Raw genomic sequence first — 24198 nt, forward strand, 5'->3', positions numbered from 1 at the left:
GAAGCATGTCCCACCCGCACCCCGACCTCGCCCTGCCGCCCGCCCTGCCCGAAGGGGGCCTGCGCATCGTGGCCCTCGGCGGCCTCGGCGAGGTCGGCCGCAACATGGCCGTCCTCGAGTACGGCGGCCGCCTGCTCATCATCGACTGCGGCGTCCTGTTCCCCGAGGACCACCAGCCCGGCGTCGACCTGATCCTCCCGGACTTCGGCTACATCGCCGACCGGATGGACGACGTCGACGGCATCGTGCTCACCCACGGGCACGAGGACCACATCGGCGCCGTGCCCTACCTGCTGCGCCTGCGCCAGGACATCCCGCTGATCGGCTCGCAGCTGACCCTCGCGTTCGTCGAGGCCAAGCTCAAGGAGCACCGGATCACCCCGCTGACCCACGCGGTCAAGGAGGGCCAGACCGAGCAGATCGGCGCGTTCTCCTGCGAGTTCGTCGCGGTCAACCACTCGATCCCGGACGCGCTGGCCGTCGCGGTCACCACCGGCGCCGGCACCGTGCTGCACACCGGCGACTTCAAGATGGACCAGCTCCCGCTCGACGGCCGGATCACCGACCTGCGCGCGTTCGCGCGGCTGGGGGAGAAGGGCGTCGACCTGTTCATGGTCGACTCCACCAACGCCGAGGTCCCGGGCTTCGTCAGCCCCGAGCGCGAGATCGGCCCGGTGCTGGACAACGTGTTCGCCACCTCCGCGCGCAAGATCGTCGTCGCGTCGTTCTCCTCGCACGTGCACCGCGTGCAGCAGGTCCTCGACGCCGCCGCCGCGCACGAGCGCAAGGTCGCCCTGGTCGGCCGCTCGATGATCCGCAACATGACGATCGCCGCCGAGCTCGGCTACCTCAAGGTGCCGGACGGCGTCCTGGTCGACGCCAAGCGCCTCGACGACGTGCGGGACGACGAGCTCGTGCTCATGTGCACCGGCTCCCAGGGCGAGCCGATGGCCGCGCTGTCCCGCATCGCCAACAACGACCACAAGATCTCGGTGGGCCCCGGCGACACCGTCATCCTCGCGTCGTCGCTGATCCCCGGGAACGAGAACGCGGTGTACCGCGTCATCAACGGCCTCACCCGGCTCGGCGCGCGCGTCGTGCACGGCGGCAACGCCAAGGTGCACGTCTCCGGCCACGCCAGCGCCGGCGAGCTCCTGTACTGCTACAACATCCTGCGGCCCCGCAACGTCATGCCCGTGCACGGCGAGGTCCGGCACCTCGTCGCCAACGGCGCGCTGGCCGTGAAGTCCGGCGTCCCGGCCGACCGCGTCGTGCTCGCCGAGGACGGCGTGGTCGTGGACCTGGTCGACGGCCGGGCGTCCGTCGTCGGCGCCGTGCCCTGCGGGTACGTGTTCGTGGACGGCTCGTCGGTCGGCGGCATCACCGAGGCCGACCTCAAGGACCGCCGCATCCTCGGCGACGAGGGCTTCATCTCGATCTTCGCCGTCATCAGCTCCACCGACGGCAAGGTGCTCGGCAAGCCGCAGATCCTCGCCCGCGGCGTGGCCGAGGACGACAAGGTGTTCGACGCGATCCTGCCGGACGTCACCGCGGCCCTCGAGGACGCGGCGCGCGGCGGGGCGGTCGACACCCAGCAGCTGCAGCAGGTGGTGCGGCGCGTGGTCGGACGCTGGGCGTCCAACCGCCTGCGCCGCCGGCCGATGATCATCCCGGTGGTCGTGGAGGCCTGAGCCTCCCGGCCCCGCCCGGACGGCCCGGGCGCGCGACCCCGCGGGGTACGTGCGCCCGGGCCGTCGGCGCGTCCGGGGGATCGCGGGTTCGGTGGTCCCAGCCGAGTTCGGTGCCAGGAGCCACCGAACTCGGCTCGGAGGTCCGAAACCGACGCGCGGGCGCGGGCGCGTTGCGCGCGGTCAGGCGGGGTCGGCGCCGCGGAAGGCCGCGAGGCGCTCGTGCTGCTCCGCCACCGCCCGCTCCAGGGCCGCGTCCCACGGCACCCAGGGGTCGAGCTCCAGCGCCAGCCGCCGGCCCCGGGCGCGCGGTCGCCAGGTGCCGACGAGCGCACCGTCGGCCAGCACGGCCCCGGGGCGGCCGAGCACCGGCCACAGTGCCTTCGCCCGCGCGGGCTCGGGGACGAGGACGTGCCGGTCGCGGGCCTGGAGGAACAGGTCGTACGGCCCGAGCAGCCGGACGACGGGCGCGCGGGTGGTGCCGCCGTCGTCCGCCGCGCCGAGCAGCGCGGGAAGGTCGTCCGCCAGCACCGACGCCGCGGCGCCGTCCACCTCGACCGGCACGGCGTCGGCCGGCCAGCGGCGCTTCACGTCGGCGACCGGCGCGTCGAGGAACGCGGCGACGTCCTTCGCGGTCGCCGGGCCGAGCAGGTGCAGCACCCCGCGGACGAGGTCGTGCGCGCCGTCGTCCGCCGGGTCCCCGGCGGGATCCGCGTCGCCCGCGCCGCCCGTGCCGCCCGAGTCCCGGTCGACCGCCCCCACCTGGCCGGCCGGGAACCCCGGCGACCGCCGCAGCACCGGGGGAGAGGTGCCCGGCTCCAGCTCCAGCCCGGCGTGCAGCGCGCCGAGCCGGAAGGGCATCTCGAACATGTGGGTCGCCCCGCAGGGCCGGCACCAGCGCAGGTACGGCTCGTCCAGCTCGGCGGTCATGCGCGTGGAGAGCGCGCCCTTGCCGGTGGGTGCGGCGACGACCGCGTGCATCGTGCGCGCGACGTGCCCGAGCGCGTCGGTCGGCCGGATCCCCGCGGCTCGCAGCGGCTTCGCGGCGTCGTAGATCCGCTTCCCGGCGTCGGCGTCGGAGTACGGCCGCAGCGCGCGTTGCACGGCGGGCAGGTCGGCGCGGCGGTAGGCGTGGGGCGCGCCGCGGACGCTCCACGCCACCGCGAGGTCCTCCGGCCACGCGCCCGCCCGGACCGGCACCCCGCGCAGCGCCAGCGCCCAGAGCGCCCCGTCCGGCCCGGTGTCCTGCACCCCGGCGTCCAGCACGGCCGCGTCGGTCGGGACGCGCGCGGCGTCCGGCGCGCGGTCGAGCTGCTGCGCGCGGACGCGGTACCGGCGGACCTGGCCGGCGCTGACGCGGTGCTCCATGCACCGAGCGTCCCACCGGACCCCGACACCCGTCGCCTGTCGGTCTGCCCGCGCGCCCCGCGCCCTCTCGCGCGCTTCCGGTCACCGCCGAGCATGCAGAAGATGCGGGGTTCGTGCGGCCGGAACCCCGCACGACGTGCATGTGCGGCGAGGTCGCCGGAGGACACCGACACGCACCCCACCGGCGCGGGCTCCCGGCCCGGCACGCAGGTGGCGGCTACCGTGAGGACCATGGCCGCCCGTCCGTCCTCCACCGCCACCCGTGCGGCTGCGCCGTCGTCGCGCGCCCGCACCGCGGCACCGGCGGCGCGCGCGTCCGGCTCCGGCTCCCGCGGCTCCGCGAAGAACGCCGCACCGCCTCCGCCGCCCCGCCCCGCGCTGCCGATCCGGATCGTGCGCGGCATCTGGATGGGCTGCGCCCACGTCGTCGGCGGCGCCGCCCGCCGGGTCGGCCACGGCGCGCGCGACCTCGACCCCGCGCTGCGCCGCGACGGCGCCGCGTTCTTCCTCATCGCCCTCGCCATCGTGGTCGCCGCCCGCGAGTGGTGGGGCCTGGACGGCATGGCGGGCGACGCCGTGCACGTGGTCGTCGCCGGCACGTTCGGCCGGGTCGCCGTCGCGGTCCCGGTCGCGCTCGTCGGCATCGCGATCCGGCTCATGCGGCACCCCGACCGCAACCAGGCCAACTCCCGCATCGGCATCGGCGTCACCGCGATCACCCTCGCGGCCTGCGGCCTGGTGCACGTGCAGCAGGACCTGCCCGCGCCGTCCGGCGGCTTCGAGGCCGTCCGGGACGCGGGTGGCATCGTCGGCTACCTCGTCGGGACGCCGCTGGTCAGCCTGGTCACCGTGTGGGCGACCGTCCCGCTGCTGGTGCTGCTCGCGTTCTTCGGCGTGCTGGTCGTCACCGCGACGCCGGTCAACCAGATCGGCCCCCGGCTTCGCGGCCTCTACGACCGGCTCACCGGCAACCACCGCGACGAGGACGAGGTCGAGGACGACGACGCCCCGCTGGTGATCAACGCCGGGCACACCGCGGTCGAGGAGCCCCCGGCCAAGCCGTCCCGCCGCAAGCTCATGGATAGGCTCAAGAAGCGCGCGGCGGCCGACCCCGACGACCCCGACACGCTGGACGGCTACGCCGGCGACGAGGCCTTCGAGCGCGCCGCTTACGTGGAGCGGATGCGTCGCGAGGAGGAGGACGCCACGGCGGTCCTCGACGCGGAGGACGCCGGCGAGGACGACGTCGTGGCCCCGAGCACCGCCCCGACGCAGGCCGTCACGGCGGTCGGTGCGACCTCCGCCGCCGCGGAGGCCCCCGCGCCGCGCCCGGACCCCGTCGCCCCGCCCACCACGGGCGTGCCCCGCGGCGAGCAGCCGATGCTCGGCGGCGACGTGCTCTACACGCTGCCGGACGAGAACGCGCTCGCGAAGGGCGCCCCGCACAAGGTGCGCTCCGCCGCGAACGACCGCGTGGTCGAGGCGCTGACCGGCGTCCTGGAGAACTTCGAGATCGACGCCCAGGTCACCGGGTTCACCCGCGGACCGACCGTCACGCGCTACGAGGTCGAGCTCGGCAAGGGCGTGAAGGTCGAGCGGGTCACGGCGCTGAGCAAGAACATCGCCTACGCGGTCGCGTCGGCGGACGTGCGCATCCTCTCGCCCATCCCGGGCAAGTCGGCCATCGGCATCGAGATCCCGAACACGGACCGGGAGACGGTGTCGCTCGGCGACGTGCTCCGGTCGAGCGCGGCGCGCCGCTCCGAGCACCCGATGGTGATCGGCGTCGGCAAGGACGTCGAGGGCGGCTACGTCACGGCGAACCTCGCGAAGATGCCGCACATGCTCGTCGCCGGTGCGACCGGTGCCGGTAAGTCGTCGTTCGTGAACTCGATGATCGTGTCGGTGCTCATGCGCGCCACGCCGGACCAGGTCCGCATGGTGCTGGTCGACCCGAAGCGCGTCGAGCTGACGATCTACGAGGGCATCCCGCACCTCATCACCCCGATCATCACCAACCCGAAGAAGGCCGCCGAGGCCCTCGAGTGGGTGGTGCGGGAGATGGAGGCGCGGTACGACGACCTCGCGATGTTCGGGTTCAAGCACATCGACGACTTCAACGTCGCGGTCAAGGCCGGCAAGGTGAAGCCGCTGCCGGGGTCCGAGCGGAAGATCGCGCCGTACCCGTACCTGCTCGTGATCGTCGACGAGCTCGCCGACCTCATGATGGTCGCCCCGCGCGACGTCGAGGCCTCGATCCAGCGGATCACCCAGCTCGCCCGCGCCGCCGGCATCCACCTGGTGCTCGCGACGCAGCGCCCGTCGGTCGACGTGGTCACCGGCCTCATCAAGGCCAACGTGCCGTCCCGGCTGGCGTTTGCGACGTCGTCGCTGACCGACTCCCGCGTCGTGCTCGACCAGCCCGGCGCCGAGAAGCTGATCGGCCAGGGCGACGCGCTATTCCTGCCGATGGGCGCCGCGAAGCCGATGCGCACCCAGGGCGCGTGGGTCTCCGAGTCCGAGATCCACGCCGTCGTCGCGCACGTGAAGCAGCAGCTGAAGCCGATCTACCGCGAGGACGTGACGGTCACCGCGGCCAAGAAGCAGGTGGACGAGGACATCGGCGACGACCTCGACCTGCTGCTGCAGGCCGCGGAGCTCGTCGTCACGTCGCAGTTCGGCTCGACGTCGATGCTGCAGCGCAAGCTGCGCGTCGGGTTCGCCAAGGCCGGCCGGCTCATGGACCTGCTCGAGTCCCGCGAGATCGTCGGCCCGTCCGAGGGGTCGAAGGCGCGCGAGGTGCTCGTGCAGCCGGACGACCTGCCGGGCACCCTGGCGATGCTGCGCGGCGAGCCGGAGCCGGGTGGCTCGGGCGGCGGCGACGCGGGGTCGGGCGGCGAGGACCGGTACGCCGCGCCGGAGGGCCGGATGCCCGGCGAGCCGCCCGAGGCCGTCGACTACTACGACGACGCCGACGACCTGCGCTGACGCACCACCCGAGGTCGGTGGGGGTCGGCGCGGGCGCGCCGCCCGGGCCGTGGTCCGCGCCCGCTGCCCGTAGGCTGTCGGGGTGAGCCGCCCTTCGCCGATGAACGTCGCCAACGTCGTGACGGTGCTGCGCATCGCCGTCGTGCCGTTCTTCGCGTGGGCCCTGCTGGTCGACGGCGGCCAGGACCCGCGCTGGCGCTGGGTCTCCGCCGGGATCTTCGCGCTCGCCGCCGCCACCGACCGGCTCGACGGCTACCTGGCGCGGCGGCTCGGCCTGGTCACGGACCTCGGCAAGCTGCTCGACCCGATCGCCGACAAGGCGCTGATCGGCACCGCGCTGGTCGGGCTGTCCTGGATCGGCGACCTCAGCTGGTGGGTGACCGGCGCGATCCTCGTCCGGGAGATCGGCATCACCGTGATGCGGTTCTTCCTCCTCAAGTACCTGGTCCTGCCCGCGTCGCGCGGCGGCAAGATCAAGACGGTGCTGCAGTCGGTCGCCGTCGGGCTGTTCCTGCTGCCGCTGTCCGAGCTGCCGACCGCGGTGCTCGTCCTCGCGAGCGTGCTCATGGGCGCGGCCGTGGTCGTCACCCTGGTCACCGGGGCCGACTACGTGCGGACGGCCGTGCGGGTGCACCGCGAGCACGTCGCGGGCGGCGCGGACGCGACCCGGCACGCCGCGGCCACCGGGACGACGTCCCCGCACGGCGACCCGGCGTGACGGCGGGGGACGGCGGGCCGGGCCCGGCGTCCGCCGCGGAGGCGGCCGCCGCGGTGCTCGACGCGCTGCGCGGGCGCGGCTGGACGGTCGCCACCGCCGAGTCGCTCACCGGCGGCCAGGTCGCCGCCACGCTGGTCGACGTCCCCGGGGCCTCCCGGTCCTTCCGCGGCGGCGTCGTCGCCTACGCGACCGACGTCAAGGGCACCGTCCTCGGCGTCGACGCCGGCCTGCTCGCGGAGCACGGGGCGGTGCACCCCGAGGTGGCGAGGCAGATGGCCGAGCGCGTCCGCGGCGTCGTGGGGTCGGACGTCGGGCTCGCGACCACCGGCGTCGCCGGCCCGGACCCGCAGGACGGGTTTTCACCCGGGACGGTGCACGTGGCCGTCGCGACGCCCGAGCGGACGGTCGTCCGCACGCTCGACCTGGCCGGCGACCGGGCCGCGATCCGCGCCGCCACCTGCGCCGCTGTGCTCCGGGAGGCGCTGTCCGTGGTGCGGCCCGGCGGCGCCGCCTGACCCCCGGGAACACGGGGGGTCGTGCAGGCGTTGTGGAGATCGTGATGAACACCAGGCCCACCAGCCGTCCCGGCGCTGCCCGTCAGGGGAGCGCACTGTACGGTGGGAGCCTCCCCACGCGGGGCCACAAGGGTGCCGCCGTCGTCCGGCCCGCTGCTGCGGGTCAGCAGACGGCGCGGCAGGAGCAGGATCGGGACATGAGAGGGGGACGCCAGATGGTCGTGTTGCGCCGAGAGATCGGTGACGTGCTGCGGGATGCCCGCCAGCGGCAGGGACGCACCCTGCGCGAGGTGTCCTCCGCCGCCCGGGTGTCGCTGGGCTACCTCAGCGAGGTCGAGCGGGGTCAGAAGGAGGCGTCGTCGGAGCTGCTCGCGAGCATCTGCGAGGCGCTCGACGTGCCCATGTCGCTCGTGCTGCGCGAGGTGAGCGACCGTATCGCCGTCGCCGAGGGTCTGCTGATCCCCGACACCGTCCCGGTCGACCTGGCTTCGGCCCTGGGCGGCCAGGACAGCACCTGGCGCCGACGCCCGGAGCTCACCCCGGTCGGCTGACCGCGGGGGAAACCCACCCCAGACACCGACGACGCCCGGTCGTCCCGCCCTTCGCTCGGCGGGAGACCGGGCGTCGTCGCGCGTGGGCTCGAGTGGGTGACGGTGGAGTGTTCTGCCCGACACGCCGGTGCGTGTCGGGCAGAACGCTCCACTCGTGTGCAGTCGCGGTGCTCCCGAAGGGCCGGGGCAGACGCGGTCGGTGCGGGTGCGTCAGAGCGGCGTGGTCGCCGGGGCCGACGGGCGCTGGCAGACGCCGCAGAAGTACGCCGGTCGCTCCGTCGGCGGGTGCCCGGCCAGGCCGCGGCGCACGGGCGCGCCGCACCGCCGGCACGGCTCCTTGAGCCGCCCGTGCACCCAGGTCTCCCGCCCCCGGTACACCTCGCCGGTGGTCGACGGCGAGGACGAGCCGACCGAGCGCTGCATGATCGCCCGCGCCACGCGGAGCAGCCGGGACGGGTCGGCGACCTCGTCGGCGGGGGTCCACGGCCAGATCTTCTCGAGGAACAGCGAGTCGGCCATGTAGATCGTGCCGATGCCGGCGACCACCGTCTGGTCGAGCAGCACCTCGCACACGGGCGTGGACCCGCGCGTGGCCCACCGGCGCAGCGTCTCGGGCAGCCCGGCGGTCTCGAAGTCGTCGGCCAGCAGGTCGGGACCCAGGTGACCGATGAGGGTGTGCTCGTCCCGGGTCGGGACGACGTCGAGCATGCCGATGAGCTCGCCGACCGCGGTCCACGTCTCGTTGGCGAGCACGGCGCGGACGTGCGGCGCGCCGGCCCGGGCGCCGGGGGAGCCGGTGCGGGCGATCCGCCAGGACCCGTCCATGCGCAGGTGGGTGTGCAGGGTGCGGCCGTCGTCGAACCGGGTGAGCAGGTGCTTGCCGTACGACGCCGTGCCGAGGACCGTGCGGCCGACCAGGTCGACGGTGGCGGCGGTGGGCCAGCGCAGGTCGCTGCGGACGAGCACCCGGCCGGCCAGGGCCTCGTCGAGCCGCCGGGCGGTGCGTGCCAGGATGTCGCCCTCAGGCACCGGCCGTCACCGCCCGGTCCGGGCGGCTCGGCAGCCCCGGGTCCGCCGCGCGCGCCCGCGCGGCGTCACCGGGCGCTCCGCAGCCGGATGCCCCGCGGCGTCGGCGCGAAGTCCGCCAGTGCGAGCGCCCGGCCCAGCGCGGTCGACTCCAGCCCGCCGGTCAGCAGCTCCTCGCCGTCGGCGCGCACCAGCGTGATCCGGCCGAGCCGCCCCTCGCGCACGGTCTCGGCCAGCCGCGCGGTCGCCAGCCGGAGCGCGGTCTCGTCCTCGGTGAACGTGAGCACCGTGCGCCCGCCGCGCTCCAGGTAGAGCGCCGGCACCCCGTCGACGAGCACGACCACCGCGCCGGCCTTCCGCCCGGGCCGGTGCCCGGTGGGCGCGTCGGCGCGGACCGGCCACGCGAGCGCGGCGCCGTAGGGGTTGGCGGGGTCGGTCGCGGCGAGCAGCACGACGGAGCGGTCGGCGTCGGCCGGGACGGACTGCTCGGCGATCCGCTCGATCTGCCGGGCCTCCGCGCGCAGCTGGTCGACGGCCCCGGGGAGCGCGAACTGGGAGCCGCCGAGGTGCTCGACGAAGTACCCGCGCCGTACCTGCCCCTGCTGCTCGAGCGCGGCGAGCACCCGGTACACGGGGGCGAACTGCCCGGCGACGCCCTCGGCGGGCGCGACCGCGCGGGTCAGCACGCCGTGCCGGTCGAGCAGCTGCGCGGCCAGGGCGTGCGCGCGGCGGGTCGGGTCCTGCTCGCGGGACGGCAGGATCGACCACCGGCCGCCCGCCTCGCCGCCCGAGGTCGCGAGGCCGCCGCCGAGCCCGCCCAGGCCGCCACCTGCGAGCCCCGCGGAGCGGAGACCCACCCCGCTGCCGCGCAGGCTCGGCCGCCCGCCGAACCGGCCGCCGCCCATCGTGAGCTGCCGCGCCCGGGACGGCGGCGCCGAGGCGGTCGTCTTGTGGGTCGTCTTCCCGCCGGCCAGCCGCGCCCGCAGCGGCGCCAGGCCGTCGTTGGTGACGAGCCCGGCCCACACCAGGTCCCAGAGCGCGTCGACCAGCGCGGCCTGCGACGGCGGCGACTCGGGCAGCGCCTCGGCCACCCGGGACCCCAGGGCGCCGACGAAGTAGGCGCCGCCGCCGCGCAGCGCCTCGACCAGCGCGCGGTGCAGCGCGGTGTCCAGGTGCTCGGGCGGAGGCGCCGGCTCGGAGCCCGGCGCGGTCAGCAGCGGCAGCGTGAGGTCGGCGGTCGCGGCGAGGTGCAGGCTGACGAGCCCGTCCTTGCCGGGGAGCGTGCCGTGCCCGGCCCACAGCACCTCGCCGGACGCGGTGAGCTCGTCCAGCAGCGCCGGGCTGTAGTCCGGCACCCGCGCGGGCAGCACCAGCGACTCCAGGGCGGACGCGGGAACGACGGCGCCCGCCAGCTGCTCGACCGCGCGCGCCAGCCCGTCGACGCCGCGCAGCGCCCCGGGCGCGGACCGGCCGATCGCGTGCTGCCAGGCCGGGAGGAACCGGCCGAGCGCCACCTGCGGCACGGGCTCGACCTCGGAGCGCAGCGCCGCGAGGGACCTGCGGCGCAGGGTGCGCAGCACGTCCGCGTCGCAGTACTCGTCGCCGACCCCGCCCAGCGCGTCGGGCCGGAGCCGGCCCTGGACGACCACACCGGCCCGCTCGAGCGGCCGAAGCGCCGCCTGCACCACGGCGGTGCCGAGCCCGAACCGGCCGGCGACCTGGGCGGCGGTGAACGGGCCGTGCGTCCGGGCGTGCCGGCGCATGAGGTCGCCGAGCGGGTCTGGCAGCACCTCGGTGAACACCTCGGGCACCCCCACCGGCAGGGCGACGCCGAGGGCGTCCCGGAGCCGGCCGGCGTCCTCGACGGCGGCCCACTGCTCGGCGTCGGCGGACGCGACGCCCGAGATCCGCACCCGGATGATCCGGCGCGCGTGCTCCAGGTCGGCGAGCCAGCCCGCGACGTCGTCCCGCACGTCCTCCCGGGCGCGCGCCTCGACCCCCGCGAGCGGCAGGGGCCCGTGCCGGCGGAGCACGTCGGCGACCTGCTCGGCGGTGCGCGCCTGCCGGTCGGGGTCGGTGGCGGTGAGCTCGGCCTCGGTGCGGACGACCGCGTCGGGGTCGAGCAGGTCGGCGATCTGCGAGCCGCCGCCGCCCCCCAGCAGCTCGTCCAGCAGCGTCGGGTCGAGCGTCAGGGCGGCGGCGCGGCGCTCGGCCAGCGGCGCGTCGCCGTCGTAGAGGAACTGCGCGGTGTAGCCGAACAGCAGCGACTGGGCGAACGGCGACGGCCGGGTCGTCGTCACCTCGACCACCCGCACCCGCCCGGCGGACACGTCCCGCATGAGCTCGACCAGCGCGTCGATGTCGAAGTCGTCCTGCAGGCACTCGCGCACGGCCTCCAGCAGGATCGGGAAGTCCGGGTACCGGGACGCGACGCTGAGGAGCTGTGCCGAGCGCTGCCGCTGCTGCCACAGCGGCTGCCGGCGGTCGGGCCGGCGGCGGGGGAGCAGCAGCGCGCGGGCGGCGGCCTCGCGGAACCGGGCGCCGAACATGGCGGAGCCGCCGAGCTCCTCGCGGACGGCGTCGGCGACCTCGTCGGGCTCGATCAGCAGGTCGGCCGCGTCGACGGGCGCCGCGTCGGTGAGACCGCCGGGGCTGGACGGGGAGCCGTCGGCGGACCAGGAGTCGGGCGCAGTCCAGCCGAGCAGGTCGCCCACGGGGTCGGCGGTCGCCGCGAGCATGTCGGGCAGCCGCAGCACGATGCCGTCGTCGGCGTGCATCGCGGCGGCGTCCACGCCGAACCGCTCGCGCAGCCGCGCACCGAGCACCAGCGCCCACGGCGCGTGCACCCGGGCGCCGTACGGGGAGTGCACGACGACGCGCCAGTCGCCGAGCTCGTCGCGGAACCGCTCGACCACCACGGTGACGTCGCTCGGCAGCGTGCCGGTCGCGTCCCGCTGCTCGCGGAGGTAGCCGAGCAGGTTGTCGGCGGCCCAGGGGTCGAGCCCGGCCTCGGCGACCCGGGTGCGCGCGTCGGCGTCGGGCAGGTCGGCGACCTCCCGCGCCCAGGCACCCATCGCGCGGCCGAGCGAGGCGGGCCGGCCCTGGGAGTCGCCCTTCCAGAACGGCAGCCGCCCGGGGACGCCCGGGGCCGGGGTGACGAGCACCCGGTCCGGGGTGATGTCCTCGATCCGCCAGGTGCTCGACCCGAGCGTGAACGTGTCGCCGACCCGCGACTCGTAGACCATCTCCTCGTCGAGCTCGCCGACCCGCTTGCCGCCGCGGGTGCGCCCGCCGGACCGCTCCGGGTCGACCGGCACGTCGGCCGTCTCGGAGCCGGACGCGAGGAACACGCCGTACAGGCCGCGGTCCGGGATCGTGCCGCCGCTGGTCACGGCCAGCCGCAGGGCGCCGGGCCGGGCGCTGAGCACGTCGGTCGCGCGGTCCCACAGGATGCGCGGGCGCAGCTCGGCGAACTCCTCGCTCGGGTACCGGCCCGCCAGCATGTCGAGCACGGCGCGCAGCGTCGCGTCGCCGAGGGTCGTGAACGGCGCGGACCGGCGCACGACCGCGGCCAGCTCGGTGACGGTCCAGTCCTCCTGCGCGACCATCGCGACGACCTGCTGCGCGAGCACGTCGAGCGGGTTGGTCAGGACGTGCAGCGGCTCGATCTGCCCGGCGCGCATCCGCAGCGCCGTCACCGCCGCGGGCACGAGGTCCCCGCGGAACGTCGGGAACACGACGCCGTGCGACACGGCGCCGACCTGGTGGCCCGCGCGGCCGATGCGCTGCAGGCCGCTCGCGGCCGACGGGGGCGCGCCCACCTGGACGACCAGGTCGACCGCTCCCATGTCGATGCCGAGCTCCAGCGAGCTGGTCGCCACCACGGCGGGCAGCCGGCCGGCCTTGAGCTCGGACTCGGTGCGGGTGCGTTCCGCGCGGCTCATGGACCCGTGGTGCGCGCGGGCGATGATCGTCTCCGCGTCCCGGGAGTCGACGCCGACCGCGGTCCCGGACTGCGCGTTGGCCTGCGCGGCCCACAGCGTGCCGGGATCGGGGACGTCCTCGCCCTGCCGCTCGGCCCACACCTCGTTCATCCGGGCGGTCAGCCGCTCGGCGCCGCGGCGGGAGTTGGTGAACACCAGCGTCGACCGGTGGTCGGCAACCAGGTCGACCACGCGCTCCTCGACGTGCGGCCAGATGGACGGCCGGGGAGCGCCGGACCCGGCGGCCTGCCCCGTGAGGTCCGCCTCGCCCGGCGCTAGCGGGGGCAGCTCGTCGTCGACGACGGGCTTCGGCGCGGGCCCGCGCGCCTTGCCGTCGTCCGGCAGCGGCGCACCGAGGTCCGTGAGGTCGGGCACCGGGACGACGACGTCGACGCGGATCTCCTTGGTCGACGGCGGCTGCACCACGACCACCTCGCGCCCGCCGTCCGCGGGGACGCGGCCGCCGCTGAGGAATGCCGCGACCCGGTCGACCGGCGTGACGGTCGCGGACAGGCCGATGCGCTGCGCCGGGCCGGGTCCGTCGGGCCGGTCGAGCAGCGCGTCCAGCCGCTCGAGCGACACCGCGAGGTGCGCGCCGCGCTTGGTGCCGGCGACCGCGTGGATCTCGTCGAGGATCACCGTCCGCACGCCCGACAGCCCGGCCCGCGCGCCCGACGTCAGCACGAGGAACAGCGACTCGGGCGTCGTGATGAGGATGTCCGGCGGCTTCGTCGCGAACTGCCGCCGCTCGTTGGGCGGGGTGTCGCCGGTGCGGACGCCCACCTGCACGTCGGGCAGCGTGAGCCCGCGGCGGGTCGCGGCCTGCCGGACACCGACCAGCGGGGAGCGCAGGTTGCGCTCGACGTCGGTGGCCAGCGCCTTGAGCGGCGACACGTACAGCACCCGGCACCGCTGCAGCGGGTCGGCGTCGGCGTCGACGGGCTCCGCGGTGATCCGGTCGAGCGCCCACAGGAACGCCGCGAGCGTCTTGCCGGACCCGGTCGGCGCCACGACGAGCGCGTGCCGGCCGGTCGACACCGCGTCCCACGCGCCCGCCTGGGCGGCCGTCGGCTCGGCGAAGGCGCCGCGGAACCAGTCCTGCGTCGGCTCGGAGAACCGCCCGAGGACGTCGGCGCCGGTGGGGCCGCCGGCGGTCGGGGGAGGTGTCACCGCGCCATTCTGACGCGGGGCACCGACACGCGCGCCCCCACCTGCGGGTCCGCGGCTGCGCGCTGGGCGAACGGCTGCGCGCGGGCGACCGGTCGCGGCAGGATCGGGGCATGCCGATCGACGACGCGACGCAGTCCGCGGTCCGTGCCCTGTGGGAGGCGGGTGCGCGCCACGGCCGGGCGCCCGCGCCGGTGCCCGAGGCGGACCCCTGGGAGGACGAGGTGCAGGGCGCCGAGCGGTCGCCGGTCGTCGTGGTCCTGGCGGGGACACCGGACCTGCAGGTGCGGCTCCACCGGGACGGGCAGGACGAGGTGGAGGTCGAGGACGTCGCCACGCTGGAGGTCCCGCGCCGGGACACCGCGGCCGTGGTGGACGCGCTGCTCGACCGCGGCGGGCGCCGCGCGCGGCGGCGGCCCCGGGTGCGCGGCGTGCTCGGGAACGTGCTCGCGGCGCTCGTCGGGAGCCCGGCGCCGTCGGACCTGGAGGTCCGCGTCGGCGACGGGGAGACGACGCGGGTGTACCGGGCGCAGGTGGTCGTGCGGCACCCGGTGTCGGGGTGGCTGCTGGCGCTGCCCACGACGGACGACTGACCGGCCGCGCCCCGGCACGCGTACGCTCGCAGGTCCACGACGAGGACGGGAGGGAGCGCGAGGTGCGGTACCGCGAGTTCTGGCAGCTGGTCGACGAGGTGCTCGGCAGCGCCCACGGCCGCGTCCTCACCCACGAGCTCGTGCTCCAGCGCCTCGGCGACCGCACCCCCGAGCAGGCCCTCGACGCCGGCATCGACCCGCGGGACGTCTGGCACGCCCTGTGCGACGAGCTCGACATCCCCGACGCGCAGCGCTGGGGCTCCGACAAGTACCGCCAGGCGCCGCCCGCGCGCCCCTGACCTCGGCCGCGACGCCGGGCACCACCCGCAACGGGTCGCCCGCGGTGCGCCCGCGCGTGGCAGGCTGAGGGCGTGTCGCCCGACGACCCGCGCCGCCCGCACCCCGGCTGGTGGTCGGTCACGCTCAGCGACGTCGGCGACGCCCTGCTGGGCCTGGTCACGACCGCGCTGGGGCTCGGCATCGCGATCGCGGTCGTCGACGGGGTGAGCGCCTCCAACCCCGGGTCGGTGCTGCTCGCGGCGCTCGCGGTCGCGGTCGGCGACCTGGTGCTGCGGCCGCCGCTGCGGCTGCTCGCGCGGGTGGGCGGGGCGATGGGGGCGCTGCTCGCCGGTCTAGCCGCGCAGGTGCTCGTCGCGTGGCTGGCCCTGACGCTGCTGCCCGGCCTGCAGGTGCGGAACGCGTGGGCGGTCGTCCAGGTGCTCGTCATCGCCGCGCTCGTGATGGCGATCGGCCGCTGGGTGTGGGGCGCCTCCGACTCGGACTACGTGGTGGGCGACGTGCTGCGGCGGGCCCGGGCGCACGCCCGCCGCGCCGGGGAGGGCGGTGGCGCCGTGCCCGACGACCGGCCGCCGGGGCTGCTGGTGGTGCAGCTCGACGGCGTCGCTGCGCCGGTGCTCGCCCAGGCGGTCGACGCCGGGCTGGCGCCCACGATGGCGCGCTGGGTCGCGGACGGCACGCACGTCGTGCGGGAGTGGTGGGCGCAGGCGCCGTCGACGACCCCCGCGAGCCAGGCCGGGCTGCTGCACGGCGCCGCGGACGCGATCTGCTCGTTCCGGTGGTGGGACCGCGAGGTCGGCCGGCTGGTGGTGACGAACCACCCGGAGGACGCCGCGCTGGTGGAGCGGCGGCTGTCGGACGGCCGCGGGCTGCTCGCGGACGGCGGCGCGGCGGTGGCGACGATGTTCTCCGGCGACGCCGAGCGGCAGCACCTCGTGATGAGCCAGGCGCGGCGCGGGATCGGTCCGGGCACGTCGTACCTGCGGTTCTTCGCGAGCCCCTTCGTGCTGGCGCGCGCGGTGACGCTGACGGTGGGCGAGATGGTCAAGGAGCTGTACCAGGGGCGGCGGCAGCGGGTGCGCGACGTGCGGCCCCGGGTGCCCCGCCGCGGCTGGTACGTGGTGCTGCGCGGGGTGACGAACGTGCTGCTGCGGGACCTCGCGACGTCGGTGGTCGCCGAGCAGCTCGTCCGCGGGGCGCCGGTGGTGTTCGTCGACCTGGTCGACTACGACGAGATCGCGCACCACGCCGGCCCGACCCGGCCCGAGTCGATGCGGGCGCTGGAGGGCCTGGACCGGGTGCTGGACACGCTCGTCCGGGTCGCCGCCGCCGCGCCGCGCGACTACCGGGTGGTCGTGCTGTCCGACCACGGGCAGTCGCTCGGGGCCACGTTCGAGCAGGTGGCCGGGCGGCCGCTGGTCGACGTCGTGCGCGGGCACATGGCCGGGGGCGGGGTCGACGCGGTGCAGGCGGGCACCGACGACGAGCAGTGGGGTCCGCTCAACGCGTTCCTCAGCTCGACCACCGCGCGGCACGGCGCGGACCGGTCGCGGGTGCTCGGGCCGCAGGGGCGGGACCGCCGCGAGGGCGACGCCCCGGAGCCCGGGAGCGACGGGGTCGCCCCGCCGGTCGTCGCCGTCGCGGGGTCCGGCAACCTCGGCATGGTGTGGTTCCCGCGGTCGGGGCGTCGGCTGGTGCTCGAGGAGGTCGAAGAGCGATGGCCGGGGCTCGTGCGCGGGCTCGCGGGCACGCCCGGGATCGGGCTGGTGGTCGTCGACACCGGGGCGCGCGGCCTCGCGGCGGTCGGGCCGGGCGGCGTCGCGTGGCTCGAGGAGGCGGACGGCGGGCCCGCCGTCGACGGCGTGGACCCGGTCGAGCGGTACGGCGGGCGGGCGGCGGACGACCTGCGGCGGCTCGGGCGGCTCGACCACGTGGGCGACCTCGTGGTCCTGTCGGACGTCTCCGCCGACGGGCGCGTGCACGCGTTCGAGGGGCAGGTCGGGTCGCACGGCGGGCTCGGCGGTGCGCAGAATCGGGCCGTGCTGCTGCACCCCGTGGACCTCGTCGTCGACGACGACCTGCTGGCCGACGTCGACGGTCGGCGCATGCCCGTCGGGGCGGACCGGGTGCACGAGCAGCTGGTCCGCTGGGCGACCGCGCTCGGGCTGCGCCGCACGGCGACGCGCCGGGCAGCGGACGAGGCGGCGGACGAGGCCGCGGAGGCGGGGAGGTGACCGCCGGCGACCCGGCGGGCGCGGGCGCGACGCTGCGCTGGCTCGGGCACGCGACGGTCGTCCTCGACGTCGGCGGGTCGCGGCTCGTCACGGACCCGCTGCTGCGCCCGCACGCCGGCCTGCTGCGCCGCCGCGCCCCGGCGCCGCACCCCGAGGACTGGGCCGACGCCAGCGCGGTGCTCGTCTCGCACCTGCACCACGACCACGCCGAGGTCGGCTCGCTGCGGCTGCTCGGTGACGTGCCGGTGCTCGCCGCGCGGGCGAACGCGCACTGGCTCGACCGGCAGGGGCTGCACGCGGTCGGCCTGGGGGCCCAGGAGTGGTGGACCGTCCCCGGCACGGCGGTCCGCGTCCGCCCGGTGCCCGCCGAGCACGGGCACCGCCCGATGCCGCACCGCCCGAACGCCGCGCACGGGTTCCTGGTCGTGGCGCCCGGGCTCCGGGTCTGGTTCGCCGGCGACACGGCGCCGTACCCGCAGATGCGGCGGCTGCCGGACCTCGCGGGCGGCCCGATCGACCTGGCCCTCGTCCCGGTGGGCGGCTGGGGTCCGCGGCTGTCGGGCGGGCACATGGACCCGCACCAGGCGGCCGAGGTGTGCGAGGCGGTCGGGGCGCGGTGGGCGGTCCCGGTGCACTGGGGGACGCTGCACGCGCCCGCGTCCCGGCGGCTGCCGCCGGGGTGGATGGACCGGGCGGGCCCGGCGTTCGCGCGGGCGCTCGCGCGGCGGGCGCAGGTGGAGCCGGTGCTGCTGGCGCCGGGGGAGGCGGTGCGGCTCGGCGAGCCGGGGGTGTCGCCGGTGGGCGGCGTGCCGCGCGGTGGAGCGGGTGGCGTGGGCGCGGGCGGCGCGGGCGACGCGGCGCGCTGACCCCCCGACGCGCCGGGCGTGTCGGTGCGGCGCCGGTCGAACATGTGTTCGGTAGAGTGGTCTGCGTTGGCGCGCCGCGGGTCCGGGTGCGGCCGGCGGGATCGTCCCCAGGAGGGGCGTGGCGCGCGGGCTGTGGACGGGGCCGGGGTCCATGTCGGTGGTCGGGCATAGCGTCAGCGCACGACACGAGAAGACCAGCCCTGCCGGCGCAGCGCGAGGCTGCACGAGACGCACGAGGTGGAACACCATGCCCGCACCCCAGGACCGCGAGAAGGCTCTCGAGGCCGCCCTCAGCCAGATCGACCGCCAGTTCGGCAAGGGCTCGATCATGCGTCTCGGCGACGACGGCCGCGCCCCGGTCGAGGTCATCCCGACCGGCTCCGTCGCCCTCGACGTCGCGCTCGGCATCGGCGGCCTGCCCAAGGGCCGCATCGTCGAGATCTACGGCCCCGAGTCGTCCGGTAAGACCACCGTCGCGCTGCACGCCGTGGCCAACGCCCAGCGCCAGGGCGGCATCGCCGCGTTCATCGACGCGGAGCACGCGCTGGACCCGGACTACGCCAAGAAGCTCGGCGTCGACACCGACGCGCTGCTCGTGTCGCAGCCGGACACCGGTGAGCAGGCGCTCGAGATCATGGACATGCTGATCCGCTCCGGCGCCATCGACATCATCGTCATCGACTCCGTCGCGGCGCTCGTGCCGAAGGCCGAGATCGAGGGCGAGATGGGCGACAGCCACGTCGGTCTCCAGGCCCGCCTCATGTCCCAGGCGCTCCGCAAGATCACCGGTGCGCTCAACGCGTCCGGCACCACCGCGATCTTCATCAACCAGCTGCGCGAGAAGATCGGCGTGTTCTTCGGCTCGCCCGAGACCACCACCGGTGGCAAGGCGCTCAAGTTCTACGCCTCGGTCCGCATGGACATCCGCCGCATCGAGACCCTGAAGGAGGGCTCGGACGCCGTCGGCAACCGGACCCGGGTCAAGATCGTCAAGAACAAGATGGCCCCGCCGTTCAAGCAGGCCGAGTTCGACATCCTGTACGGCGTCGGCATCTCCCGCGAGGGTGGCCTCATCGACATGGGCGTCGAGCACGGGTTCATCCGGAAGTCCGGCTCCTGGTTCACCTACGAGGGCGACCAGCTCGGCCAGGGCAAGGAGAACGCGCGCGGGTTCCTGCGCGACAACCCGGACCTCGCCGCGGAGATCGAGAAGAAGATCCTCGAGAAGCTCGGCATCGGTGCCAAGGTCGACGCGCCCGCCGGCGCGGAGGTGAAGGTCGACTTCTGATGTCGACCCGGCACGACCCGGCCGCCGCCGTCGACGCGGAGGCGGCCGGGGACGACTCGGCATGGCTCGACACCGCCCCGGCGCGCGAGTCGGCGTGGGACGACCTGTCCGACGGCGACGCGTCCGCCTGGGCGGGGCCGGGGGAGTCCCCGACGTCGGTCTGGGACGACGACGGGCCGGCCCCTGCCACGGTGTGGGACGACGACGCGCCGCCCCCTGCCACGGTGTGGGACGACGACGCGCCGGCCCCTGTCACGGTGTGGGACGACGACGCGCCGGCCCCTGCTCCCGCGCGGGACGACGACGCGGCGGGGTCGGCGTCGCCGCGGGGCGGTCGCTCCGCGGCTCCCGCTCCTGTCGCGGACGACGACGCCGCGGACGACGACGCGTGGGGGGACGGCTCCGGCACCGCCCCGCGGGCCGCGGCGCGCTCCCGCACCCCTGCACGCTCGCGCACTCCTGCGCCCACCGGGGCCCCTGCGGAGCGTGCGCCACGCCGTCGCCCGCGCACCGGCGGACGCGCGACCACTTCGGAGGAGCAGTCGCCCGAGGTCGCGGCCGTGGCGGCGCGGCTCGCCGAGATCGTGGCGCGGTCCGGGGGTGCCCGGCCGGCGCCCGTCGTCGCCACGCCCGCCGTCGCCCCCGGTGCCGTCGACCCGGGCGCCGTCGACCCGGGCCCCGTCGACCCGGGCACCGCCGACCCGGGCACCGCCGACCCGGGCGCCGTCGACCCGGGCGCCGCCGACGCCCCCGACTCGGCCCTCGGCCCCCGCCGGGGCGGCGCGCGCCGCCGCACCACCGGTCGACGCCGAGCGCCTGCGACCGAGCCGCCCGAGGCCGGTGCCGCCGCGGCCGACGCCGAGCCCGACCCCGAGTCCGTCGCCCGCGCGATCGCGCTGCGCCAGCTCACCGCGGCCCCGCGGAGCCGGTTCCAGCTCGCGGAGGCGATGGCAAAGCGCGACGTGCCCGAGGACGTCGCGGACCGCGTGCTCGACCGGTTCACCGAGGTCGGCCTGGTGGACGACGCGGCCTACGCCGAGGTCCTCGTGCGGAGCCGGCACGCCGAGCGGGGCATGTCCCGGCGGGCCCTCGCGATGGAGCTGCGCCGCAAGGGCGTCGACGACGAGGTGGCGCGCGAGGCCCTCGAGCAGGTGGACGACGCCGACGAGGAGCAGGCGGCCCGCGCGCTCGCCCGCAAGAAGCTCCGCGCGACCCGGGGCCTGGACCGCGAGGTCCGGCTGCGCCGCGCGTACGGCGCGCTCGGGCGCCGCGGGTACGGGGGGTCGCTCGTGTCGAGGGTCGTGCGCGAGGAGCTCGACGCCGAAGGCGCGGACGCAGCCGATCCCGGCGACGGTTGGACGGGCGGACTCGACCCGGCCTGACGGTCCGGCGTCCTCGGCGCGGCGCCGCGCGCCCGACCTCGCCGGTGCGGTCACCCGCATGGGGAACAATGGGGCCACTCGCGTCGCCGTCGACCCCGCACCCACCCGCGTGCCGCCCGCCCTGGGCCGCCGCGCCCGGGCGCGGGCGGAGACACGGCGCGCGAGCACCCCGGGCACGCAGCACCGCGGCCGCCCGGGCCAGCAGCAGCACCAGGGACCGGGAGCGTGGACGCATGCAGGACGTGGCGATCGTCGTCGGGCTGCTCGCCGCCTGCCTGGTCGCGCTCGTGCTCGTCCTCCTGGCGCGCCGCGAGGCCGCCGCCGTGCGCCGTCAGGCCCAGGACGACGTCCAGTCGATCCGGGACGAGGCCCGCACCGCCCTCGCGGACGCGCAGCGCCGGGAGGCCCGCGCGGCCGAGCGGGAGCAGCACGCCGCGACGGCCGAGCGGACGGCGACGGAGCAGGAACGCGCTGCTCGGACCGCGAACGAGGCGGCCGCCGACCTCCGCCGCCAGGCGGCCGAGCAGGCGGCGTCCGCCGCCGCGTCCGCCGCGGAGCGCCTGGCGACCGCCGAGCGGGAGGCCGCCCGCGTCGCCGCCGCGGCCGAGCGGGAGGCCGCCGACCAGCGGGCCACGGCCGAGCGCCAGGCGACCGAGCGGCTCGCCGCGGCCGCCCAGGAGGCCGCGGAGCGCCTGGAGGCGACGTCCGGCCTCACGGCGGCGGAGGCCCGGGCGGAGCTGCTCCGCCAGCTCACCGCCGAGGCGCAGACCGCGGCGGCCGCGACGGTCCGCCGGGTCGAGGCCCAGGCGCGCCGCACCGCCGACGCGCGGGTCCGCCGCGTCCTCGCCACCGCCGCGCAGCGCGCCGCCGTCCCGACGAGCAGCCAGGCCGCCGTGACGCTGCTGCCGCTGCCGTCGGACGAGATGAAGGGCCGCATCATCGGCAAGGAGGGCCGGAACATCCGGCTGTTCGAGGCCCTGACCGGCGTGAACGTGCTCGTCGACGAGACCCCGGGCACGGTCGTGCTGTCCTGCTTCGACGCGGACCGGCGCGAGGTCGCCCAGGTGGCGCTCGAGGCGCTGATGGCCGACGGCCGGATCAACCCGCAGCGGATCGAGGCGGCGTACGCGGAGGCGCAGGCCGGTGCGGACGAGCGCGCCGACGAGGCCGGGCACGCGGCCGCCGAGCGGGCCGGCGTGCGCGGGCTGGACCCGGAGCTCGTGCGGGTGCTCGGCCGGCTGCGGCTGCGCACGTCGTTCGGGCAGAACGTGCTGGAGCACCTGGTGGAGTCGGCGCTGATCGCCGCGCAGGTCGCGGGAGAGATCGGTGCCGACGTCGACGTCGCCCGCCGCGCGGCCCTGCTGCACGACCTCGGCAAGGCGCTCACCGGCGAGGTCCCCGGCACGCACGCGCAGGTCGGCGCGGCGCTGGCGGCGCGGCACGGCGAGTCGGAGGCCGTCGTGAACGGCATCGCGGCGCACCACGACGAGGTGCCTGCCGACACCGTCGAGGCGGTGCTGGTGCAGGTCGCGGACGCGATGTCCGCGGCCCGCCCGGGCGCCCGCCGCGAGGACACCGACCAGCACGTCGAGCGGCTGGAGCAGCTGGAGGAGCTCGTCGCGAGCCACGCCGGGGTCCGCCGGGCGCTCGCCATGGCGGCCGGCCGCGAGATGCGGGTGGTGGTCGAGCCGAGCGCGGTGCCGGACACGGAGATCGGCCGGCTGGCGGTGGAGATCGCCCGGCACATCGAGCAGGACCTGTCCTACCCGGGCGAGATCAAGGTGACCGTCGTCCGCGAGGTCCGCGCGAGCGCCACGGCGGGCTGACGCGGCCCGCGGGCTTCGCCGAGATAGGACCCCCGCGCCGAGATAGGACCCAGGACGGCCCTATCTCGGCGGAACGGCCCTATCTCGGCGGAACGGTCCTACCTCGGCGGGAGCACGCGGTCAGACCGTGCCGCCCGCGCGCGAGGCGAACCCGCCGGGCCCGCCCGGGCCGCCGACGCCGGCCGGAGCGATCGTCACGTCCCGCGCGACCTTCCCCGCCGTCTTCGCCCCACCGCGGCGCTGCAGCCACACGGCCAGCCGGGTCAGGGAGATGTTGACGACCAGGTAGATCCCGGCACCGACGACGAACAGCGCCACGTAGTACTTCTGCCCGAAGTACTGCGCGTTGGTCTGCATCGCCCGGAGCAGCTCGGGGTACCCGACGATGAAGCCGAGCGAGGAGTCCTTGAGCAGCACCACGAGCTGCGCGATGAGGCTCGGCAGCATCGTCCGCACCGCCTGGGGCAGCTGGACGAGCAGCAGCGTCTGCCACCGCGACAGCCCGATGGCGTACGCCGCCTCGCTCTGGCCCTTCGGGAGCGACGCCAGCCCGGCGCGCAGGATCTCGGCGATGATCGCCATGTTGTAGACCGTCAGGCCGAACACGACGGCGGCGAACGCGTCCCAGCCGAAGCCGAGCAGGCCGAACAGCATCATCAGCAGCACGGGCAGACCGCGGAACAGCTCGATGACGACCGTCGCGGGCGCGCGCAGCCAGGCGATCCGGGTGGTGCGCCACATCGCGAGCAGCAGCCCGAGGACGAGCGCGAGCGGGGCGGCGACGACCGCGGCGCGCAGGGTGGCACCCAGGCCGCGGACCACCATCGAGGTCCACACGGCCTCGGCGGACTGGTTCTTCGGCGGGTCGTAGAGCACGTCCCACCGGTCGGCGCCGAACAGGCCGCGGCCGTCGGCGTACCGGAACGCCAGCACGAGCAGGGCGACGACCAGCAGGCCGCCGACGACGGAGCCGATCCGCTCGCGCCGCCGGGCGACGGGTCCGGGCTCGTCGTACAGGACGGTGCTCATCGCGCGAACGCCACCTTCCGCTCGAGGACCCCGGCCAGGTAGCCGGCCGGGATGGTGATGACCAGGTAGAACAGCCCGACGCCGGCGAGCGCCAGCGTCGCCTCGGACGGGTTCGCCAGCGCGATCCGGCGACCGGAGGCCAGCAGCTCGACGACCGCGAAGCCCGCGGCCACGGAGGTGTTCTTGGTGAGGGCGATCAGCACGTTGATCAGCGGCGGGATCACCGACCGCACGGCCTGGGGGAGCACGACCAGCCCGAGCGTCTGCCCGAACGTGAGCCCGATCGCCCGGGCCGCCTCCGCCTGGCCGACGGGGACGCCGTTGATGCCGGACCGGATGGCCTCGCAGACGAACGCCGAGGTGTAGGCGGACAGCGCGATGACCGCGGTCCAGAACCCCAGCGGCGGCAGCACGCCGAACTGCGGCGCCACGAACACCAGGAAGAAGAACACCAGGGTGAGCGGGGTGTTGCGCAGCAGCTCGACGTAGGTCACGGCGAAGCCGCGCAGCGTCGCGAGCGGGGAGACGCGCATGGCGGCGAGCACCGTGCCCCAGACCAGGGCGAACGCCCCGGACAGGAGGGTGAGCTGCAGCGTCACGCGGAAGCCGCTCAGGTAGGCCGGCAGGTTGTCGGCGATCAGGTCCACGCGGGGGTCCTTGCCTTCGGGGGACGGCGGGG

17 protein-coding genes are annotated in these 24198 nt (G+C 76.4%); 12 read left to right on the forward strand and 5 right to left on the reverse strand.

Features of this window, described 5'->3' with window-relative positions:
• Positions 1-5: 5 nt before the first annotated feature.
• Positions 6-1691 carry a ribonuclease J gene (locus KVT14_RS04700; RefSeq protein ID WP_217614604.1) on the forward strand — a complete coding sequence of 562 codons (1686 nt, stop codon included), beginning with the start codon at positions 6-8 and terminating at the stop codon, positions 1689-1691.
• Positions 1692-1871: 180 nt separating this feature from the next.
• On the opposite strand, the gene KVT14_RS04705 is transcribed toward KVT14_RS04700, so the two are convergent.
• A complete protein-coding gene (locus KVT14_RS04705) occupies positions 1872-3056 on the reverse strand; it encodes a crosslink repair DNA glycosylase YcaQ family protein (protein WP_217614605.1) in 1185 nt (394 codons plus the stop codon).
• A gap of 408 nt (positions 3057-3464) precedes the next feature.
• Between KVT14_RS04705 and KVT14_RS04710 the strand changes: the two genes are divergently transcribed.
• The 4 genes from KVT14_RS04710 (at position 3465) to KVT14_RS04725 (ending at position 7828) form a co-directional block, all read left to right on the forward strand.
• Complete coding sequence (locus KVT14_RS04710; RefSeq protein ID WP_254630415.1) at positions 3465-6044, forward strand: DNA translocase FtsK; 2580 nt, start codon at positions 3465-3467, stop codon at positions 6042-6044.
• Positions 6045-6144: 100 nt separating this feature from the next.
• Positions 6145-6762: a CDP-diacylglycerol--glycerol-3-phosphate 3-phosphatidyltransferase gene (gene pgsA, locus KVT14_RS04715; protein ID WP_217614653.1), complete on the forward strand. Its 618-nt coding sequence runs from the start codon at positions 6145-6147 to the stop codon at positions 6760-6762.
• A complete protein-coding gene (locus KVT14_RS04720; protein WP_217614607.1) occupies positions 6759-7277 on the forward strand; it encodes a CinA family protein in 519 nt (172 codons plus the stop codon). The genes pgsA and KVT14_RS04720 overlap by 4 nt, the downstream gene beginning before the upstream one ends.
• 215 nt (positions 7278-7492) lie before the next feature.
• On the forward strand, positions 7493-7828 hold the full coding sequence (locus KVT14_RS04725) for a helix-turn-helix domain-containing protein (protein ID WP_158373248.1): 336 nt from the start codon (positions 7493-7495) through the stop codon (positions 7826-7828).
• Positions 7829-8038: 210 nt separating this feature from the next.
• Here the strand turns inward: KVT14_RS04725 and KVT14_RS04730 are convergent, their stop codons facing one another.
• Together KVT14_RS04730 and KVT14_RS04735 are read right to left on the reverse strand one after the other, a co-directional pair.
• Positions 8039-8857, reverse strand: a complete 819-nt coding sequence (locus tag KVT14_RS04730) for an Fpg/Nei family DNA glycosylase (protein WP_217614608.1) — start codon at positions 8855-8857, stop codon at positions 8039-8041.
• Positions 8858-8922: 65 nt separating this feature from the next.
• Positions 8923-14007 (reverse strand): DEAD/DEAH box helicase, encoded by a 5085-nt coding sequence (locus KVT14_RS04735; RefSeq protein WP_217614609.1) that lies wholly within the window; start codon positions 14005-14007, stop codon positions 8923-8925.
• A gap of 110 nt (positions 14008-14117) precedes the next feature.
• Here KVT14_RS04735 and KVT14_RS04740 point away from each other — a divergent pair, with 110 nt between their 5' ends.
• The 7 genes from KVT14_RS04740 to rny all read left to right on the forward strand — a co-directional run bounded on the left by KVT14_RS04740 (position 14118) and on the right by rny (position 22490).
• Positions 14118-14597: a hypothetical protein gene (locus tag KVT14_RS04740; protein WP_217614610.1), complete on the forward strand. Its 480-nt coding sequence runs from the start codon at positions 14118-14120 to the stop codon at positions 14595-14597.
• A gap of 62 nt (positions 14598-14659) precedes the next feature.
• On the forward strand, positions 14660-14896 hold the full coding sequence (locus KVT14_RS04745; RefSeq protein WP_217614611.1) for a DUF3046 domain-containing protein: 237 nt from the start codon (positions 14660-14662) through the stop codon (positions 14894-14896).
• Between the two features lie 72 nt (positions 14897-14968).
• A complete protein-coding gene (locus KVT14_RS04750) occupies positions 14969-17128 on the forward strand; it encodes an alkaline phosphatase family protein (protein WP_217614612.1) in 2160 nt (719 codons plus the stop codon).
• A complete protein-coding gene (locus KVT14_RS04755) occupies positions 17125-17994 on the forward strand; it encodes an MBL fold metallo-hydrolase (RefSeq protein WP_308160890.1) in 870 nt (289 codons plus the stop codon). The genes KVT14_RS04750 and KVT14_RS04755 overlap by 4 nt, the downstream gene beginning before the upstream one ends.
• 247 nt (positions 17995-18241) lie before the next feature.
• Positions 18242-19282: a recombinase RecA gene (gene recA, locus KVT14_RS04760; RefSeq protein ID WP_217614613.1), complete on the forward strand. Its 1041-nt coding sequence runs from the start codon at positions 18242-18244 to the stop codon at positions 19280-19282.
• Complete coding sequence (locus tag KVT14_RS04765) at positions 19282-20664, forward strand: regulatory protein RecX (protein WP_217614614.1); 1383 nt, start codon at positions 19282-19284, stop codon at positions 20662-20664. Before recA ends, KVT14_RS04765 begins: the two co-directional genes overlap by 1 nt.
• A 233-nt stretch (positions 20665-20897) precedes the next feature.
• Entirely contained in the window at positions 20898-22490 is a 1593-nt protein-coding gene (gene rny / locus KVT14_RS04770; protein ID WP_217614615.1) for a ribonuclease Y, read from the forward strand.
• A 120-nt stretch (positions 22491-22610) separates the two neighbouring features.
• Here rny and KVT14_RS04775 read toward each other — a convergent pair whose 3' ends face one another.
• Complete coding sequence (locus tag KVT14_RS04775) at positions 22611-23519, reverse strand: amino acid ABC transporter permease (protein ID WP_217614616.1); 909 nt, start codon at positions 23517-23519, stop codon at positions 22611-22613.
• A complete protein-coding gene (locus KVT14_RS04780; RefSeq protein WP_217614617.1) occupies positions 23516-24166 on the reverse strand; it encodes an amino acid ABC transporter permease in 651 nt (216 codons plus the stop codon). The genes KVT14_RS04775 and KVT14_RS04780 overlap by 4 nt, the downstream gene beginning before the upstream one ends.
• Positions 24167-24198: the final 32 nt, after the last annotated feature.

Source organism: Cellulomonas sp. GbtcB1 (assembly GCF_019091725.1).
Lineage (GTDB): Bacteria > Actinomycetota > Actinomycetes > Actinomycetales > Cellulomonadaceae > Cellulomonas.